The organism is Micromonospora arborensis (assembly GCF_003205615.1).
In the GTDB taxonomy this organism is placed as follows: domain Bacteria; phylum Actinomycetota; class Actinomycetes; order Mycobacteriales; family Micromonosporaceae; genus Micromonospora; species Micromonospora arborensis.
Window position 1 is genome coordinate 72,163 of record NZ_PYBV01000005.1, and the last position, 18,072, is coordinate 90,234.

Annotated in this window: 13 protein-coding genes; 8 read left to right on the plus strand and 5 right to left on the minus strand. The window is 69.1% G+C overall.

What is annotated here, in order from left to right; all coding sequences use genetic code 11:
- Positions 1 to 80 precede the first annotated feature (80 nt).
- The 3 genes from C7C45_RS34745 to C7C45_RS33880 all read right to left on the minus strand — a co-directional run bounded on the left by C7C45_RS34745 (position 81) and on the right by C7C45_RS33880 (position 1,633).
- Positions 81 to 236 (minus strand): hypothetical protein, encoded by a 156-nt coding sequence (locus C7C45_RS34745; protein ID WP_244200224.1) that lies wholly within the window; start codon positions 234 to 236, stop codon positions 81 to 83.
- Positions 237 to 744: 508 nt separating this feature from the next.
- Entirely contained in the window at positions 745 to 1,320 is a 576-nt protein-coding gene (locus C7C45_RS03425) for a DinB family protein (RefSeq protein ID WP_110562170.1), read from the minus strand.
- 73 nt (positions 1,321 to 1,393) lie between these two features.
- Positions 1,394 to 1,633, minus strand: coding sequence for a hypothetical protein (locus tag C7C45_RS33880; protein WP_167454632.1), 240 nt, complete (start codon positions 1,631 to 1,633; stop codon positions 1,394 to 1,396).
- A 385-nt stretch (positions 1,634 to 2,018) separates the two neighbouring features.
- Between C7C45_RS33880 and C7C45_RS03430 the strand changes: the two genes are divergently transcribed.
- The 4 genes from C7C45_RS03430 (at position 2,019) to C7C45_RS03440 (ending at position 12,464) form a co-directional block, all read left to right on the plus strand.
- Positions 2,019 to 4,913, plus strand: a complete 2,895-nt coding sequence (locus C7C45_RS03430) for a helix-turn-helix transcriptional regulator (RefSeq protein ID WP_244200225.1) — start codon at positions 2,019 to 2,021, stop codon at positions 4,911 to 4,913.
- A gap of 80 nt (positions 4,914 to 4,993) precedes the next feature.
- Positions 4,994 to 5,155 (plus strand): hypothetical protein, encoded by a 162-nt coding sequence (locus tag C7C45_RS33885; RefSeq protein ID WP_167454633.1) that lies wholly within the window; start codon positions 4,994 to 4,996, stop codon positions 5,153 to 5,155.
- A gap of 14 nt (positions 5,156 to 5,169) precedes the next feature.
- Positions 5,170 to 11,358 carry a S8 family serine peptidase gene (locus tag C7C45_RS03435; protein WP_110562172.1) on the plus strand — a complete coding sequence of 2,063 codons (6,189 nt, stop codon included), beginning with the start codon at positions 5,170 to 5,172 and terminating at the stop codon, positions 11,356 to 11,358.
- Positions 11,359 to 11,726: 368 nt separating this feature from the next.
- On the plus strand, positions 11,727 to 12,464 hold the full coding sequence (locus C7C45_RS03440; RefSeq protein ID WP_146247253.1) for a hypothetical protein: 738 nt from the start codon (positions 11,727 to 11,729) through the stop codon (positions 12,462 to 12,464).
- A gap of 32 nt (positions 12,465 to 12,496) precedes the next feature.
- Here C7C45_RS03440 and C7C45_RS03445 read toward each other — a convergent pair whose 3' ends face one another.
- Positions 12,497 to 13,252, minus strand: a complete 756-nt coding sequence (locus C7C45_RS03445; protein WP_110562174.1) for a formylglycine-generating enzyme family protein — start codon at positions 13,250 to 13,252, stop codon at positions 12,497 to 12,499.
- A gap of 133 nt (positions 13,253 to 13,385) precedes the next feature.
- On the opposite strand from C7C45_RS03445, the gene C7C45_RS03450 reads away from it, so the two are divergent.
- The 3 genes from C7C45_RS03450 to C7C45_RS03460 all read left to right on the plus strand — a co-directional run bounded on the left by C7C45_RS03450 (position 13,386) and on the right by C7C45_RS03460 (position 15,555).
- On the plus strand, positions 13,386 to 13,703 hold the full coding sequence (locus C7C45_RS03450; protein WP_146247254.1) for a hypothetical protein: 318 nt from the start codon (positions 13,386 to 13,388) through the stop codon (positions 13,701 to 13,703).
- A gap of 169 nt (positions 13,704 to 13,872) precedes the next feature.
- On the plus strand, positions 13,873 to 15,075 hold the full coding sequence (locus C7C45_RS03455; RefSeq protein ID WP_110562176.1) for a DUF418 domain-containing protein: 1,203 nt from the start codon (positions 13,873 to 13,875) through the stop codon (positions 15,073 to 15,075).
- A gap of 222 nt (positions 15,076 to 15,297) precedes the next feature.
- Entirely contained in the window at positions 15,298 to 15,555 is a 258-nt protein-coding gene (locus tag C7C45_RS03460) for a hypothetical protein (protein WP_146247255.1), read from the plus strand.
- Positions 15,556 to 15,739: 184 nt separating this feature from the next.
- Here C7C45_RS03460 and C7C45_RS03465 read toward each other — a convergent pair whose 3' ends face one another.
- Positions 15,740 to 16,984 carry a PQQ-dependent sugar dehydrogenase gene (locus C7C45_RS03465; RefSeq protein ID WP_110562178.1) on the minus strand — a complete coding sequence of 415 codons (1,245 nt, stop codon included), beginning with the start codon at positions 16,982 to 16,984 and terminating at the stop codon, positions 15,740 to 15,742.
- A gap of 455 nt (positions 16,985 to 17,439) precedes the next feature.
- Here C7C45_RS03465 and C7C45_RS03470 point away from each other — a divergent pair, with 455 nt between their 5' ends.
- Positions 17,440 to 18,018, plus strand: coding sequence for a hypothetical protein (locus C7C45_RS03470; RefSeq protein WP_110562179.1), 579 nt, complete (start codon positions 17,440 to 17,442; stop codon positions 18,016 to 18,018).
- The last annotated feature ends 54 nt before the right edge of the window (positions 18,019 to 18,072 follow it).

Below are 18,072 nucleotides of genomic sequence, written 5' to 3' on the forward strand. Positions count from 1 at the left end.
GGAGAGCGGTTGGATGGCACCGACAATGGTGTACGTCTGGCTCTGCGGCAGGCGACGGCTGGTCGCCTGCCGAGCTGGCGTCAGCTCAGAGGTTCGACCTTGCGGTTGCCCAGGGCGGAGGTGAGTCGCACCGGGACCACCGACTCCTTGGCGATTGCTGGGCACTCCTTGCCGGCCGCCTCGGGTAGCAGTCCGACGCGGATCCGGAGGCGCACCGCCGTTTCACTCTCTGTCACTTCCGGCTCGGCGCCGTAACAGTCGGCGGGTCCGGCCGTCACGGTGACCTCGAGGGTGCGATCGTCGACACTGCGCCAATCGCGCCACTGAACAACCTGCGCGTCGATTAGGTCGCTCCGGGTCGGCAGCGCTTCCGGCCGTGTCGGTCCGGTCGGCGCTCGGACGCCTGACGAGTCGCTGCCGGGCTCGGCTGCGGAGCCGCAGGCGCTCAGTGCGGCCACCACAGCCAGCAGCCATGCGGCCAGTGGAAGTGGTGGCCGCATTCTCATCGGCTCAAGTTACCAATCAGCGTTGGCTCCCCGGTGGAACACCGGATGCGTCCTGGCGCTCGCCAGCGGCGTCGCGCTCTTCATTCCCTCCGGCCGGAGCCACCGTGTGGGTCGCGCAGGGTGGCCTGGCTGCCGCCCACTCGCGCAGTTCGACACCGGGTGAGCGGACCGGTCGTCCCGGATGCACCGGTCCAGTCCGGTCCTCAGCTTTCAGCTGGCTTTCGTGATCGCCAGAAACCTAGTGGCTGCGTTTGTTGGCGTCGAGGGCGGCCTGCTCCACTCGCTGGCGGTGGTCCAGCCACCAGGACTCGTCCGCGGGGGGCAGGTTGTCGTTCCTGGGCAGCAGCCCGGCCGCGCCGTCGACGAGTTCACGCACGATGTCAGCGTGGCCGGCGTGCCGTTGTGTTTCCGCGACGACGTGGACCAGGACGTGGTGCAACGTGACCCTCGCATCGCCCCACCACGGCACGTGGCCGGCCGCATCCAGGGCAAGGGCTTCAATGGTGGTGTCGGCGTGGGCGTTCGCGCGACGGTACAGCGCGACGATCTCCTCGCGGGTCTCATCCGCGGTAGCCCACATGTCGGCATTGGTCTCCGCCCCGTCACCGACGTACGGCAGCTCCTGCCCGAACGGCCGGCCGAACACGACGCCAAAGTAGAGGATCTCCATGGCCGCCGAGTGCTTCACCAGACCGAGCAGGTTGGTCGCGGTCCGGGTCAACGGACGCCGGATATCGTATTCGCTGAGCCCGTCGAGCTTCCACAGCAGCGCGTCGCGGCCGCCCTTCAGGTAGCTCTGTAGGTCTGCCTTCATGGCGGCACTATGGCATCCGGTCGGATGCCGCGCTGCCCCGGACGATCCGCAGAGCCTGCCCCTGGCGTTCCCCTCAGCTCTGTGCCGCACGCCTAGTCTTCGCCACCCATGTCCCGCTGAGGGTGACCACGAACACGAGAGCGGCAAGAATCCAGGCGAGCCAGCTTGGACCGTCAGGACGCACCACGGTCCATGCAACGATCAAGGACCCGATCATCACGACGGCCAGGGCTATCAGATAGCTGATGCCGGCGGCGCTGGCCGGAATAGGCAGGCGAGTTCCGGAGGCTTTCGCCGCGATGCGGCTTGTCAAGCCCACGAGCAGGGCTGCGGCGGCGAGAAAAGGGGCCCACGATCTGCTGCGGCAGAATTGCTGACGCCCTCGGGCGGGAAGGACTTCGGTAGTCGCATGTCTTCCCGAGTGGGGGCGTAGCGGTGGGCGCGTCGGCTCTGCCGCACCGATAGGCGACATCCGAGGTGGGCGTGGTGCCGTTGTGCGTGGACCGCTGCCCAGCCGACCCGCCAACCGAACGCTACGCCCGATGTCACCTGCGCAGCCGCGTCAGGCCAGCGCGCAGACCGCGACGGTGTCGCCGCCAGTACTTGCGCCCGAGCAGCGAAAAGAGAGATCATCACGCATGCTCGACCCCTCGCCGGAGGACGACGGGACCGCACCGTCGGTCTCTACGCCGCATTTCGTGGGTCGCGATCGGGAGATGGCGGCGCTCCGGGGTGCCCTGACCCGGCCACCGGCGATCGTGCTCGTGGAGGGCGAGGCGGGCATCGGGAAGAGCCGACTGCTGCGAGAGTGGTTGGCGGGGCCGGAGCAGCGCACCGCGTTGGTCTCGGTGTGTCCACCGCTTCGCGAGTCGCTGACCCTGGGGCCGATCGTCGACGCGTTCGGTGGGATCGACCGCCCGGTGTCGCGATTGCCGCTCACCGCGCTCGCGGGTGCGTTACGGCCCCTGTTCCCCGAATGGTCCGCGGACCTGCCGCCCGCACTGCAGCCCTTGGACGATGCGAAGGCCGCACGGCATCGCCTGTTCCGTGCCCTGGACGAGCTGCTGCGGGCTCTGCGTGTCGACGTCCTCGTGCTCGAGGACGCCCACTGGGCCGATGAAATGACCTTGGAGTTCCTGCTGTTCGTCACCTCCCGGCAGCAGGCGGACGGGCCAAGCCTCGTGATCTCCTATCGGCCGGAGGAGGTGGACGACGGGTCGCTGTTGCTGCGGCTGACGTCCCGGTTGCCCGCCGGCGTGACCCAGCTGAGGATCGCCCTGGCGCCGATGCGACCCGACGACACGGCAGCGCTGGTGTCCTCGATGTTGGACGGCAACCCGATCTCGCAGGAGTTCGCGACGTTCCTGCACGAGCGGACCGGTGGCGTTCCGCTGGCGCTGGAGGAGTCGGTTCGCCTCATGTGCGACCGCGCCGACCTCGTCTTCCGCGACGGGCAGTGGGTCCGGCTGAAGCTGCGCGAGCTACGGGTGCCGCCAACGGTGCGCGACTCCACCCGGGAGCGGGTGGGACGTCTGTCGCCGCCGGCACAGCAGGTGTTGCGAGCCGCGGCCACGTTGGCTGAGCGGTCGTCGATGGCCACGATCGCGGTGACCGCCGGACTGTCACCCGAGACGTGTCGAGAGGCCATCTCGGAAGCGGCCGACGCCGGCGTCCTGGACGCCGACGACCGCGGCCAGTGGCGATTCCGGCATGTGCTGGCCGCCACGGCTGTCTACGAAGCTATCCCGTTGACCGACCGCAGACACTTCCACCTGCTGGCCGGCCGCGCCTTGGAGATCATCCAACCGCCGCCCGTCGCACGCCTTGCCCACCACTTCCGTGAGGCGGGCGAGACGCGTTCCTGGGCGCGATACGCCGAGCAGGGTGCCGAGCTGGCCATGGCATCGGGTGACCACACCAAGGCGGTCGACATGCTTGTCGATCTGTTGTCGTGGGCCGTGCTGCCGCCGGAGGACCGGGCACGAACAGCGCGCATCGCCGGAGTAGCCGCACTGGGCCGTCGCGAACCCGTCGATCAGGTCCACCACCGGGTGATCCGTACCCTGCGCTCGGTGCTGGAGACCCCCGGTCTCTCCGCCCGCCAGCAGGCCGAGATCCGCAACCCCCTGGGTCGGCTCCTGATCACCGCGGGTGAGGCGCAGGCCGCACTCGACGAGCTCGAGCTGGCGGTGGCCAACCTCGACCATGACCCGATCGAGGCGGCCCGGGCGATGACCTACCTCGGATGGGCCTACGCGGGACCGTGGCCGGCGTCGACCCACCGGCGTTGGCTGGATCGCGCCGCTGAACTCACCACCGAATTCGACTCTCCCGCCGAGCGGCTGAACCTGGCCGGTAACCGAGCTGCGGCGATGCTCATGCTCGGCGAGGAGGAGGCCTGGGATGTCGTCGCCGGCCTGCCCATCGACGGCGCGACCTCGGCGGAGCGTCTCGACGTGGCCCGCATCCACGCGAACGTCGGGACCGGCGCGCTGATCTGGGGCCGGTACGCCGACGCGGACAAACACCTCGCCGTGGCCATGCACCTTGCCGAGACCGAGCAGGCGTCCCGGTTGCAGCACAACGTCCGACTCGAACAGGCCAACCTGGCGTGGCTCACCGGCCGGTGGGAGGGTCTCGCGGAACAGAGCGCGGCACTCGCCGACGCCGACCGGGACCGGCCGGCGCACTACCTCGGCAGCATCCGGCTCGCGGCCCGGCTGGCCGCCGCAGCCGGACGGCGGCGTGCCGCGGAGGAGCAGTTCCGCCTGGTCCTCGAGGAGTCCGCCCGGCTGGGCGCGGCTGACGACACGATGGAGGCCGCTGCCGCGCTGGCCAGACTGTGGCTGACGGACGGAAACAGCGCCCGGGCGCTGCAGATCACGAACGAGCCGATGGACACCGTCCGGAGGAAAGGCATCTGGATCTGGGCGACGGACCTCGTCCCCGCCCGGATCGAGGCGCACCTCGCTGCGGGCGATCTGAAGACCGCGACACGCGTGGGCGACCAACTCGCCAGAGGACTGCGTGGCCGTACGGCACCAGCGCCCCGCGCCGCGCTCGCCGTATGCCGTGCGCTGCTGCTCGCCGCGGCCGGAGACCACGCCCGCGCGGCGACGGCATACGATCGGGCGGCCCGCGCCTGGAGCGCGTTGCCACGCCCCTACGACGCCATGCTCGCCCGCGAGCGTCAAGCCGAGGCGCTCCTCGCGCACGGCCAGATCGAACAGGGCCGAGAGCTGCTGGCCGCGCAGTACGAGCAACTGTTCAGGCTCGGCGCCCGCGGCGACGCGGACCGTGTCGCACAGCGGCTTCGCGAACACGGCGCCGAGGTTCCGCGGCTGTGGCGCGGCGGCCGACGAGGGTACGGCGACCAGCTCTCACCGCGCGAGCTCGACGTGGTCCAACTGGTTGTCGCGGGCAAGACCAACCGGGAGATCAGCCGGATCCTGGCGAAGTCTCCGGCCACGGTGGATCAACAGCTGCGCGCGGCGATGCGCAAGTTGAAGGTGACCTCCCGGACCGCACTCGCGGTCAAGGCGGTAGAGGCCGGAGTGTTCGCAGAAGAGGACCCCCTCGACGACCCGTCGTGAAAATTGACGTATCCGCTGGATAGCGACGGCCACTCGTCCCCCCGAGCATGACTTCATGATCCATACCCCTGGGGCAATGCGTGCCTGAGTCACACGTCGCGCGTGACGACGCCGCCATCGAGCACCCGCCACCACCCGAGCTGCCCCGCGAGCCGCGTGTCAGCGCCCCCGACGCCCGCGACGCCGACGGTGGCGACGGTGCCGACGACCAGAAGAACCACGACCCCTACCAACCCCTGTAGGTCGAAGGACTCACATGAAACTCAAAGCCCTCGCGGCTTCGCTGGCCATAGCGGTCGGCCTGAGCATGATCCAGGCGCCACCGGCGTCCGCCGCTGAGCCGGATCCAGGCGCCGCCGCCAACAAGATCGCCTCGAACCTGAAGGACCGCTTCCGCACGTCTCCGGCGTCCGACTTCTACATCACGTTCGACACGAAGGCCGACCTCGAGCCGGCGAAGAAGATCACCGACTGGGCCGCTCGCGGTCAGTTCGTCTACGACGCGATGAGCGCAGCGGCGAAGAAGTCTCTGGCGTCGGTCTCCAGCGAACTTGACCGGGCAGGTGTCAAGTACACCTCCTACCCGATCGCCAACACCGTGCTCGTCAAGGGGGGCAACGAAAAGCTCGCCCTCAACGTGGCCTCGAAGACGCAGGTCGCCGAGATCCACGCGACGCCGCAGGTCGCGCTGGTCAAGCCCGTCGACGAGAAGACCCCAGCTGACCAGGCTGCCCGCCCCGCCGCCCCGAAGACCACCGCCGAGGCCGGCACCTCCACGTGGGGTCTGGACGCCATCCACGCCCCCGAGGCCTGGGCCATGGGCGCCACCGGTGCGGGCATCACCGTGTCCAACCTCGACTCGGGCGTCCAGTTCGACCACCCCGCCCTGATGAACCAGTACCGCGGCACGAAGCCCGACGGCACCGTCGACCACAACTACAACTGGATGGCCACCCGGGGCACGTGCGCGGACGCTCCGTGCGACGACAACGGACACGGCACGCACACCATGGGCACCATGGTCGGCGACGACGGCACCAACCACGTCGGCGTCGCCCCGGACGCGCAGTGGATCGCGACAAACGGCTGCTGCGACAGCAGCGGTGTCGACTCCTTGCTCAACTCCGGCTGGTGGCTGCTCGCCCCGACCGACCTGCACGGGGACAACGCCGACCCGTCCAAGCGCCCCCACGTCATCAACAACTCGTGGGGCCAGACCGAAGAGCACGCGTTCGACGACTTCTTCCGGGCCATCGACGAAGCCTGGAGCGCCGCGGGCATCTTCAGCGTCTGGTCCTCGGGCAACACCACGCCGTACGCGGCCTGCGACACCGTCTCCTCGCCCGGCTCGGCCGAGAGTGCCTACTCCGTCGGCGCCTACGCGTCGGACGGCACGCTCGCGTTGTTCTCCCGCAAGGGCGAGGGCGAAGGTGACCGGATCAAGCCCGAGATCTCGGCTCCCGGTGACGCTGTCCGTTCGTCCTACCCGAACAACAGCTATGTCGAGATGTCCGGCACCTCGATGGCGGCCCCCCACGTCGCCGGCGCCGTCGCGGCGCTGTGGAGCTACGACCCGACCCTCATCGGGCAGGTCGAGGAGACCCGCCGCCTGCTCGGCGAGTCGGCCGTCGACGTCGACGACACCGAGTGCGGTGGCACCGCCGACTTCAACAACAAGTACGGCGAAGGCCGGCTCGACCTCGTTCGCCTGCTCGAGCTCGCGCCCCGCAAGGGTGGCACCCTCACCGGTGTCGTCACCGCCAACGGCGCACCGGTCCCCGCCGCCGAGGTGACGATCAGCGGACCGTTCAGCCGGTCGATCGGCACCGACAAGGACGGCCGGTTCACCACGAACCTCCCGGTCGGCGACTACCAGCTCAGCACCAAGATCTTCGGCTACCTGACCGCGACCGCCAACGTCACGATCACCCTCGGCCAGGACACCTCGGTCAAGCTGCCGCTCACGGCCGCCGCGAAGCACGACATCAGCGGCAGAGTCGTCGACGACAAGAAAAAGCCTGTCCCGAACGCCGACGTCTCCGTCAAGGACACGCCGCTGAAGCCGGTACGCACCGACGCCAACGGCGCGTTCACGTTCAGCGCTGTCCCCGAGGGCGGGTACACGCTGGACGTGAAGCCCAACTCCTGCTTCTCGCCCACGAGCCTCCCGCTGACCGTCGGCGCGCAGAACGAGTCGCCCGAGATCCCCGTCGGGCTCGTCGTCGACAAGGGCGGCTACAGCTGCGCCGTCTCCGAAGGCGAATACCTGCGCGGCACCGACCCGGTCGCCTTCACCAGCGGCTTGTGGGCGACGCTGAAGCTGCCGTTCCCGATCGCGCTCTACAACGGCAGCCACGACACCCTCGGTGTCAGCCGGCGCGGCGTGATCTCCCCGGACACCACCACCGGACCCGGCAGCGGCGGTGCGGGCATCTTCCCGTTCTTCGTCCAGACCCCCGTCGAGTTCGCCCCCGGCGGGGGAGTCTTCACGGCGGCCACCAAGGTCAACGGCGAGGACGCGTTCGTCGTCGAGTTCCGCAACGCCAAACTCTGGGCCTATCCGGAGCGGTCAGAGGAAACGGCGCCCGTCAGCTTCTCGGCCACGCTCACCCGCTCCGGCACCGTGATCTTCGGCTACGGCGACGGCATCGGGACCGACGATCCGGTGACCGCCGGCTCCCTCGCCATCAGCGGCATTCAGGGCTGGGCCGGCGTCGACGGCATCCGGTTCTCCGACCGCGCCCCGGTGCTGCGCGACGGGATGATCGTCACCTACGACATGCCTGACTTCGGGTACCTCGACGCGACAGTCGTCGACCAGAACGACGGGCTGCCGGTGGCCGGGGCCAAGGTGTCGTTCACGAACAAGGATGGGCTCGTCGAGACCGTCACGACCGACGGGACCGGCATCGTGCATCGCCAGCTTCCGCTCGGCGACTACACCATGACGGTCGACGTGCCGAACTACACGACCGCGGCATACCCCTTCTCCCTCGACAAGCTCTACGCGAGCGCCAAGATCGACGCGCGGCTGACCACGGGCGCCGCCGGCCTGAAGGCCGACGGCCTCGACGCCGTGTTGGGCACCGACCAGAACGGTGTGGGCTCGCTGACGCTTACCAACAACGGTTCCGCCCCACTCACGTACAACCTGGGCGAGGCCGCGCGCCACCCCGACCTTGACGCCGCCGGCGCCACCACGCGGACCGGGAAGGGTGCGGACAGCACGATCGACCTCGCCGCGTGGAAGGCCGGTGCGAGCGGCATGAAGCCGTCGAACGTCGACGGCAAGGCGGCGACGGCGAAGGCCGCGGAGGCGCAGGCGGCCGGCAAGGTCGGTGCGACCTCCGGCGGTGACGTCCTCGCCCGGATCGCCATCCCAGGCACGATCGCGGAGAAGAAGCCCTCCGGCATCGGGTACGACGGCGACGTCTGGGTCCACGACTACAACGCGCGGACCAACACCGCCTACACGGTGACGGGCAAGCCGACCGGGAAGGTCTTCGACGCGTCGTGGAACCCCACGTACGGGGCGTTCGACATGGCGCTCGACACCAAGACCGGTGACATGTGCCAGATGGAGGACAGCCCGGCCAGCTACATCCACTGCTTCGACCGGAAGACCGGGAAGGAGACCCGGCAGGTCAAGGGTGACTGGTCCACGCTGCCGCTGACCGGACTCGCCTACAACCCGAAGGAGGACGTGTTCTACGTCGGCGGGCAGGCGAACGGCTCGATCGGAACTGTCGCCGGGACGTCGCACGACAACCCGGGTGCGCTGCTGTCCTTCTGCACCCCGCCGCTGCCCGAGGTGATCGGCCTGGCCTACAACCAGGCGTCCGACACCATCTGGTACACCGACCTCACCACGGACCGGTCCAGCCGCCTGCTGCAGGTCGACCCCGACGACTGCTCACTGGTGAACGCGTGGTGGTTCCCCGGCAAGAAGGTGGGCCAGGGCGGTGGCCTCGAGACCGACTCGACAGGTGCGCTGTGGGCCGTGGACCAGATCGCCGATGACGTCGTGCTTGTCGACGTCGAGGACGACCTGCTCACCGACCTGCCGTGGCTGTCGCTCTCCTCGACCGGCGGCACCCTCGCCCCGGGTAAGTCGACGACCGTCAAGGTCTCCATCTCCTCGAAGGGCGCCAAGCCAGGGGTCCTCGGCGCGAACATCGTGGTGAGGTCCGACTCGGGACGTCAGTCCAAGACCTACGTCCCGGTGACGCTCACGACCACGAAGTACCAGGTCGGCGTCAACGCCGGCGGCCCGAAGTTCACCGACGGCTCCGGCTACACCTGGTTGGCCGACCAGCCCGCCGGCAAGAAGGCGTGGGGCTACGAGGGGAAGACGAAGGTCGCCGCCACGAACGCCGGGATCGCCGGCACGACGGACGACGCCCTGTTCCAGTCGCAGCGCACCACGGCGGAGAAGGGACTGTTCTACAAGTTCCCCGACGCGCCCAAGGGCACGTACGCGATCGACTTCGGGTTCGCCGAGATCGAGAAGGTGGCCAAGGGCAAGCGGGTGTTCGACGTCCTCGTGGACGGAACGCTGACGGATTACGCGTACGACCCGGCCGCGGCTGTGGGGCCGAACGTCGCCGACTGGCGTACCGCTGTGGTGAAGCACGAGGGCGGTCCGCTGACCGTGGAGCTACGGGGGTCGAAGGGCCTGAAGGCCCCGACCGTCGCCGCGCTGCGGGTGACGCTCGACCCGCGCGCGGACGAGGCGGAACCGGAGCCTCAGCCCGAGGAACCGGCGCCGGGACCCGTGCCGGTGGCGCCCGCCGGCCGCTCGTACTCGATGAAGGTGGCCGACGGGTTCTACCGCCAGGGCACGGAGGAGTCCGGGTGGCACGGCGATGACTCCTGCGGCGTGCTGTGGTTCGACTCCAGTTTCCTGTTCCCGTTCTACGACACGGCCTGGGACGGCGTGTGCGTGACGACGAACGGCTCGCTGGTCTTCGACCGCACCAGCACGCTGGGGAACAACACGGAGTTGCCGTCGCGGTACCCGATCGACGCGATCTATCCCCTCTGGGCCGATCTCATCGTCGACGACGAGGCAGGCATCTACTACGGCACGACCCAGGTCGACGGGCTGGCGGCGCAGGTCATCGAGTGGCGCAACGTCGCCTTCTACAACGACCGGACGGCTCGCGTGAGCTTCTCGGTCACCCTGATCGCGGACGGACGGATCCAGATCGGGTACGGCGACGGCGTCGGCGGCGACAACCCCCTCACCCGAGGGGCGTCGGCGACGGTGGGCCTGGAGAGCCTGAACCGCAACCCGGCGAGCCAGTACTCCTTCAACCAGCCCACCCTGAAGGCCGGCCTCGGGCTGGAATACACCCTCCCGGCCGCGGGCACGATCGAGGGAACGGTCACCGACGCGAACGACAGCAAGCCGATCGCGGGCGCGATCGTCACGCTCAGTGGGCCGAGCGGTGAGCGGGTCATCACGGCCGACGAGAAGGGCCGGTGGAAGGCCCAGGCGCTCGTCGGCGAGAACACCGTGCAGATCTCGTCGCCGAACTACGTCACCGCCAGCCACCCCGTGACCATCGGCAAGAAGGATCAGGCCGAGGTGGTCGACACGGCGTTGACCACGGGCATCGCCACCGTCACCGGAGGTGACTTCGACTGGCTCCTCGACAAGGACCAGAAGGCGACGGCCGACGTGACCGTGACCAACAAGGGCTCCGCTCCACTCGAGGTGCGGATCAGTGAGCAGAAACGCACCAGCGACGGCGGGCACGAGGCTGCCGACCTTCCGTGGCTGACCCTCACGGGCGCGGCCGCAACCGGTGCGGTCACGCTCGCGGTCGGCGAGTCCACCACGGTCACGGCGACGGCCGACAACGCCAACGTCGAGCCCGGCATACTCGTCGGTGACGTGCTCGTGGCCTCGAACGCCGGCAAGGGCGAAGCCCAGCTCAAGCCGGTCCGCCTGGCGACCTCGGCCTACTGGAAGGGCGTCGATGTCGGCGGGTCCGGATACGTCGGCACCGACGGCTTCTTCTGGTCGCCCGACCAGCAGCTCGGCTCGCGGCCGTGGGGCTACGTCGGCGGCAAGGCGGCTACCACCAGGGCCGACATCGCCGGCACCGAGGACGACGCGCTGTTCCGCACCCAGCGGACCGGCAAGACGTTCAGCTACGTGTTCAAGAACGCCCCCGCCGGGAAGTATCGAATCGCCCTCGACTTCGCGGAGATCGAGAAGGTCAAGGCCGGCAACCGTGCTTTCGATGTTCTGGTCGACGGGAAGGTCGCGCTCTACGACCACGACGTACAGGCGAAGGTCGGTGGGCTGACCGCGGACATGAACATGGTCACCGTCGAGCACGCCGGTGGCGATCTGAAGATCGAGCTCAGCCGCGAGAAGGGCGAAGGGGACCCGATCCTCAACGCCCTCAAGGTCCAGCAGGACCCGCGCCTGTGAGTTAGCCAAACCTATCCGCCAACAGTGGTCAGAGCCTCCTCGGAAAAGGATTGCCGGGGAGGCTCTGACCGCGACTACGGAGTCTGCGGCTTTGGCTCGCATTCGCGCACCTGGCGGCCAACCCGACTTGGCTCACGGTTGGCTGATTCGGCGTCTGCGGGGCCGTGACCTGGGAGCCCGTCGTTCTCGTGACGGGAGTCCCGACGGCGGGGGAGTGGGGCGCGGTGGGACCTGGCGGTGTCAAGCCGTTCCGGCGGCCCGGTGAGACCGAGAGGCTGCCGTGGCCGATGTGGTGGTTCCCCGTCCTCCCCAGGGCTGGGCCAGATGCCCGGTGCGGGTCGGCTGAGGTGCGAGTGGATGATGGGCGGATGGAGGGACGCGCGTACCTGGAGAAGTACGTTGCCGATCGACTGGCGGCCGGTCATGGTCGGCCGCCGGAGGAGCGCCGCCTGACGTTGGACCCTTCGGAAGTCCGCGGAGTGGCGATTGGGCTGGTGGCCGCTGGCGCCCTGGCTCAGGACGAGATGGAACGCATCCTCGCTGGCCTGGATCAGGAGCTGGAGCGACGTGGCTGGTTGACCCGCATAGAGACGCGCCTGTCGGCCGAGGGTCACGTATCGCCCGTATCGCCCGTTCAATGGGAGCCTCTGTCGGTCGAGGCCCGGCAACAGTTGGTGCTACGGCACGGTCGTGAACACGCGCTGCGGCAGGAGCCGGTTGTTGACCCTGCTGACTTGCGGGAGGTGATCTCGCTGGCCGGTCGCACACCGATGAATGATGCGGTGCCCGCCACTCTGATCAGCCTGGAACGCTGGTCGACGATGTTCGTGGTGAGGCTGGCGTATGCCGGCATCGACGCCCCCGATCGAAATCCGCTGGACCGCACGCAGGTCCGAATGAAGCGGTGGCGCGGGTGGGACGATGCGGGAACGCAGTATCGGTCCCGCGGCGGCAGCGTAGAACAACGCGGGGGGCTGTTCATGGAAAGCGTGGTCTTCGAACCCGGCGCTCCGGACGAGGCGCGCACGCTGACTCTGGCGTTCGACCATGACGGTAAGCCGGAACAGGTGACAGTTGCCCTCGGCGGCGGGACAACGCCAGCCTGAACCAGCCAATGGGTTGTCTCAGGGAGGCATCCCTACTGGGGTGGCAGTGGTGCGACTGGGCGTACTGCCGTGAAGTCGGCGTGCCCGTACCGGGTGGCGGAGAGCAGCAGCAGCCACTCGTCGCAGCCCTGCCAGGGGTACAGGTCGGCGGCGCCGCCGCGTACGGTCCGGGGTCCGTCACCAGTCCGTGGTCGCGCGTCTGCCGGCGCCGCGTCGAAGCCGGGGATCCACACGTCCGCGCAGATCTCGTTCGCCGACCCCATCCCCGCCAGCCCGAACGCGTTCTCCCCGGCGATCGTCCGCGTTTCGTCGTCGAAGTCGTCGAGAAGCTGATCCTCGCCGGGTTTCCCATCACCGCGGAAGGTCAGCGTGGTGGTGCCGGCCCGGGCCGCGTATTCCCACTGCGCCTCGCTGGGCAGCTCGAACGGCATCAGCTTGAGCAGGTCGTCCAGGTCGCCTTCGAGCCGGGCCGTGGTGGTGTCCGTCTCGGCGTAGTCGTCCTCGTACTCGGGCAGCCAGTGTCGGACCTGCGCCACGGTCAGCGGATGCCGGGCGATCAGGAACGGCTCGACCCGCACCTCGCGTACCGGCTGGGCGTCCCCGGCCCCGTTGAGGAACGGGTCGATGGTGTCCTCGACCTCACCGCCGCGCTCGATGGCGCGTACCGCGTCGAGCTCCGCCTCGGACAGTCCCATCCGGAACGTGCCGCCCGGAACCGCCCGGAACACGACCCCCGACGGGATGTGCCGCCATGCCGGGCGCCCGGCCACGATCTCCTCGGTCCACATGGCGGCGAACGCTAGCAGTGCCGCCGGCTGCTTGACAGCCCTGTCGGTGTGAGCGCGCGCTCCCAGAAGGGTCCGCCCTGCCGCCCCGGGAATAGAGTTCCCCGGCTTGAGGGCCGTGCCATTAGCTCGGCCGGTGCTTGAGGTGTCGGGGGACTTCGAGATCCACATTACGGCTCACGCTTCTCAGGCCGAAAAGCTGTGGGCGCTCGCCAACGACCATGGCGTGAAGCTCGTCCATATTGTGCTCGACCGTGGCGCGTACGTTGTGCTGATCCTGCCGGACGTCGACAAACCGGTACTGGCCGCGCCCGCCCCGCTGGCGCTGGCATGGAAGCTGCTGTGGCTGGCCACCGACCGGTACCCGCAAGGCAAGGACCTCTACGACGCGGCCCTGCTCGCCGAACACACCACCGTGACGAAAGCGACCTCGGCGCTTCGGTGGAGGATGTGACCAGTCTGGCCGCCGTGGCCGACGTTCGATTCACCCGACGCCCCGGCGAGAAGGTAGGGCCTGCCCCACCGGCGACCGTCCCGCTCACTGGCTGTCATCCGGACAGGCCGCTTCCTACGGTCACAGGAGAGATATCGACCACGACTCCTGTCGTCCCGGAGGTAGTCACGTGAATCCTTCCATCGAAGACCCGCCCGTCGGAGATCGAGCGTCTGGGACGCTCTCCCGGATCGTCGACGTTGACGCCTTGCGTGCCGTGGCGCTGCTTCTCATCCTGGTCGTCAACATCGCCTTCTTCGCCTCCGGCTATTCATTCCAACTGGTTCCGGATCCCGCGCACGACTCGTGGGGTGACCAGGCGGTCCGGTGGCTGGTCGAGCTGTTCCTCGCGATGAAGGCGTACCTGCTCTTCTCCTTTCTGTTCGGCTACAGCTTCACGCTCCAGCTCGATTCCGCCGCGCGGCGCGGGGTCGACTTCGCCCCACGATTCCGGCGTCGGCTGGCCGGGCTCTTCGTGCTCGGCATCCTGCACGCGGTGCTGCTGTTCCAGGGCGACATCCTGACCACGTACGCATTGCTCGGTCTGGTCCTGCTCGCCATGCGGCGAGTCAGCGTCGGGACCGCGCTGCGCACCGCCGTTCTGGTGACTGGCGGGATCGGCTTCGTCCTCGCGCTCGCCGCCGCGGGCGGGACCCAGTTGGTGACCGATCCGGCGACGGCACTCGCGGCGGGGCAGCGGTCCACCGAGGCGTTACAGGGCGGGATCGGCTCCGTGATCACCGAGCACGTACGTCAGCTGCCGGCGATGTTCGGCGCACTCCTCGTGCAGGGGCCGCTCGCCCTCTCGGCCTTCCTCTTCGGTTACGCGGCCGGGCGGCGGCGGCTACTCACCAACGTCGGCGGGAACCGGCAGCTCCTGCGCCGGGTGCAGCAGGTCGGCTATCCGATCGGCCTGGCCGGTGCGGTGATCTTCGCAGCGGGCGGCGGCACCGCCAACCTGACCGGGCTGACGGCGGGCGTGCTCACCGCGCCGCTGCTCGCGGCCGCGTACGCCGCCACCCTGCTCCAGTTCTTCCAGACCGACAGGGGGCGCAGGGCTGTCGCCGTACTCGCGCCGGCCGGGCGGATGTCCCTGTCGAACTACCTGGGTCAGTCGCTGCTCTGCGTGCTGGTCTTCACCGGCGTCGGGCTTGGCCTCGCCGGTGCCGTCGCACCCCCGGTCGTCGTACTCATCGCGGTCGCGATCTACGGTGTGCAGCTCGCCAGCAGCGCGGCGTGGATGGCCCGGTTCCGGTACGGACCGGTCGAGTGGTTGTTGCGGGCCTGGACCGAGCAGCGGTGGCCACGGCTGCGGGTCGCGGACCCGGCATGACGGGTCCTGGTGGGGCATTCTGTCGCCCCGGGCTGACCCGTGTTCAGGGCGGCTGCCCGTTCGACGGAGACCGTGCTGGCGGATCATCGCGGTAGCGTCGCCCGTTGTCGGGAGTCGAACAGTGCGCGCCCGTGCAAGCCTGACTTTCACAAACTTCGATGCCATGGTCCCGACTCGATGATGAGCAATGGTGCACTGTGGACGGTGTTGGGAGGTAGCTTCATGCGTGGACGCAGATGGGCGACCCTGGTAGCGGCGGTGACGCTCGCACTGGGCGGGCTGGTCGGGATCGGCGCCACTCCGGCTGCTGCGGACCCGCCGGGCGGCACGCTGCGCGGCGTCTACTACGACGGCCAGTTCTGCAACAGCTACGGCAGCGAGGGTGCCCAGACCGGCCAGTGGAGCTGGTACTACTGCGAGTACCGCCAGTACGGTCCCAACGCTCCCGGCTTGTACTTCCTCTGGACCTTCACCTACTAGGCGCTTGGTGTTCCCGCGCCGAAACCGGGAGGGGCTGGCCGCTACCCGCGCCTCGCCGCCGAGCCGGCCGAACGTGTCGACCCGCGGGCCCGCGACGCGGTGCTGGCGCAGGGGGAGGGGACGGCCGCCCGAACGTGGCCGTCCCCTCAGCGATGTTGCGGATCCGGAGGGTTTGCTCCGAGGCTCAGCGGTTTGCCGCCCCGCCGCCAGAGGCTGGCGGGACCCGCTCGATCCGCACCCGGCTCAGCCATCCCGGTAGGTCACTGAGCACGTACAGCTCGCCGTTCACGTCGGTGCCGAACGCGGTCGGCTGGGTGGGGAAGTTTCCGATCGTGGCGGACTCGTAGCCGCCGGTGGGCTTGGGACGTACGGCGAACGCGAGGGTCGAGCAGTAGTCGCTCGCGATGTAGGTCCCCCGCGCCTCCGGGGTGGCGGACCCTCGGTACACCACGCCGCCGGTCACCGAGCAGTTCTCGGTCATGTAGTGGTCGTACTCGAAGACCGGGTCGGTGTACCGCACGCCCGGCCGGCATTGCTCCGGGTCGAAGATCGGAGCGCCCTCTCGGCAGGACCAGCCGAGGTTCGCCCCACGCTGCGACGGACGGATGTGGTTGATCTCCTCGACCAGGCCCTGGCCGACATCACCGATCCACAGTGAGCCGTCTGCCGGGTCGATGGAGAACCGCCACGGGTTGCGCAGCCCGTAGACCCAGATCTCCGGTCGTGCGCCCGCCACGCGGACGAACGGGTTGTCGAAGGGAACGCAGTAGGGCTTCCCCCCGCAGGTGCGGTTGACGTCGATTCGCAGGATCTTGCCGAGCAGGGTTCCGAGGTTCTGACCGGACTTGAACGGGTCGTTCGCGTGGCCGCCGTCGCCGAGGGACCAGTAGAGGTAACCGTCGCGGCCGAACGCTACCTGTCCGCCGTTGTGGTTGCCGTACTCGGCGTGCTCCTGGGTGAGCAGCACCTGCACCCGCTCAGGAGCGCCGATGGGCACTCGCGCCAGGGTCAGCGCGCCGGCCGGCAGGCTCGTGTAGGCCACGTAGAGGATCCCGGTCCGCGCGAAGTTCGGCGCAGGCGTGATGCCGAGGAGGCCGCGCTCGTTGTCCGACGTGTCGATCCGGGCGGTCAGGTCGAGCACCGGCTCGGCCGCCAAGCCGGTGTCGGGGTGGTAGGCGCGGACGGTGCCGTTCTTCTCCGCGACCAGCATCCGGCCGTCCGGCAGCCCGGTGATCGCGATCGGACGCTGCAGACCGAAAGCCACCCGTTCGGATACCACGGTCAGCTCAGCGAGTGGCGCAGCGCGGGTGTGGGATGTGCCGGCCGCGGCGGTGCCGGCCATCGGCGCCGGTGGCAGCAGAGACGCAGACAGGGCTAGAACGAGCAGCCCGGCCAGCGTGGCGACCGGGCGAGAAAGCCGTAGTGACATGTTTCAGCTCCTCAAGCAGGTGGGGTGGGGAACGCAATCTGGGAGCGTTCCCACCATACATTGACCTTCACCAATGCCCAACCGTGGCGGCCGGCCCCGGTGGTCTGTCCCTGGCCGTCTCGCTGCCGACCGGACCGAATCCACACTGATGCACTTCGATGTTGCCAGAGCGGATCCAATCGTGTTGGAATGGCTCACATCGCCGCAGCACGGGGGCAACCGTGCTGGGAACGGCCAGCACGGGAGCAGCGCAGTGCCGGCAGCGCGCCGCTATGGCAGGCGCTCGCATGCCGCATCGCCGGGCCATCTCGACCACGACGGGCAGGCATCCTCGCCCGCCCTCCGTATCTCCCGGGTGCGTCTCCCCGGCGGCCGACCGCCCGACGTCTGACAACCGGGGGCGTCCGATTCGGTCTGCCAGCGCATCAGAACCGGCAACGAGGTGAGAAGCAATCATGATCCGAGAGGGTTTCGCGGGTTGGTACCGAAACCGCTTCGTGTGGGTGGCGGTGATCGTGCTGGCGGTGTCGGCCGGCGCGGTCGTACTGCTCAACCGGGCCGGCCCGGAGGCCGAGCCGGCGGATCTGCAAGGGCAGATCATGACCCGGATGCGCGCCACGCTCGAACAGGCGGACCCGGGGCAGCACAACCACGCCGGACACGGTGCCCAGCAGGTGACCACGGAGGAGAAGAAGCCGCCGGTGATCTGTGGCGTCCGCGTCTACGGCTACGAGCCGGCCGAGGCCACCGCGCTCGCCGACGTGCAGACGGTCTACGGCTTCCACCTCTGCGGGGTCGCCGAGCAGAAGCGCCCCTGGGACGTGGCGGTCAAGCTGGCCGGCCCAGTGATCATGGACATGTCCACCGAACCTCCGGGCATCCAGGTGGTCGAGGCGACCGCCGACGTCATGTTCACCGACCGGTTGCGGCAGATGTTCCCCGACAAGTACGCGGAGTTGGCGCTCAAGGAGGCGCTGGCCGAGTCGGAGATGGCCGACCAGCGCCGCCGGTACGACGCCGCAGCCGGGCTCTGATCCAGCCCAGGTGGCTCGGCGTGCCGTCAGCGGCTTGACGGGACCGGTCAGCTC

Coding starts and splice junctions, on each gene's coding strand:
- C7C45_RS03445 (WP_110562174.1), bottom strand. CDS start 13,252: ATGTGGACCGAGGAGATCGTGGCCGGGCGCCCGGCATGGCGGCACATC.
- C7C45_RS03440 (WP_146247253.1), top strand. CDS start 11,727: ATGGAGGGACGCGCGTACCTGGAGAAGTACGTTGCCGATCGACTGGCG.
- C7C45_RS03470 (WP_110562179.1), top strand. CDS start 17,440: ATGATCCGAGAGGGTTTCGCGGGTTGGTACCGAAACCGCTTCGTGTGG.
- C7C45_RS03465 (WP_110562178.1), bottom strand. CDS start 16,984: ATGTCACTACGGCTTTCTCGCCCGGTCGCCACGCTGGCCGGGCTGCTC.
- C7C45_RS03435 (WP_110562172.1), top strand. CDS start 5,170: ATGAAACTCAAAGCCCTCGCGGCTTCGCTGGCCATAGCGGTCGGCCTG.
- C7C45_RS03460 (WP_146247255.1), top strand. CDS start 15,298: ATGCGTGGACGCAGATGGGCGACCCTGGTAGCGGCGGTGACGCTCGCA.
- C7C45_RS03425 (WP_110562170.1), bottom strand. CDS start 1,320: ATGAAGGCAGACCTACAGAGCTACCTGAAGGGCGGCCGCGACGCGCTG.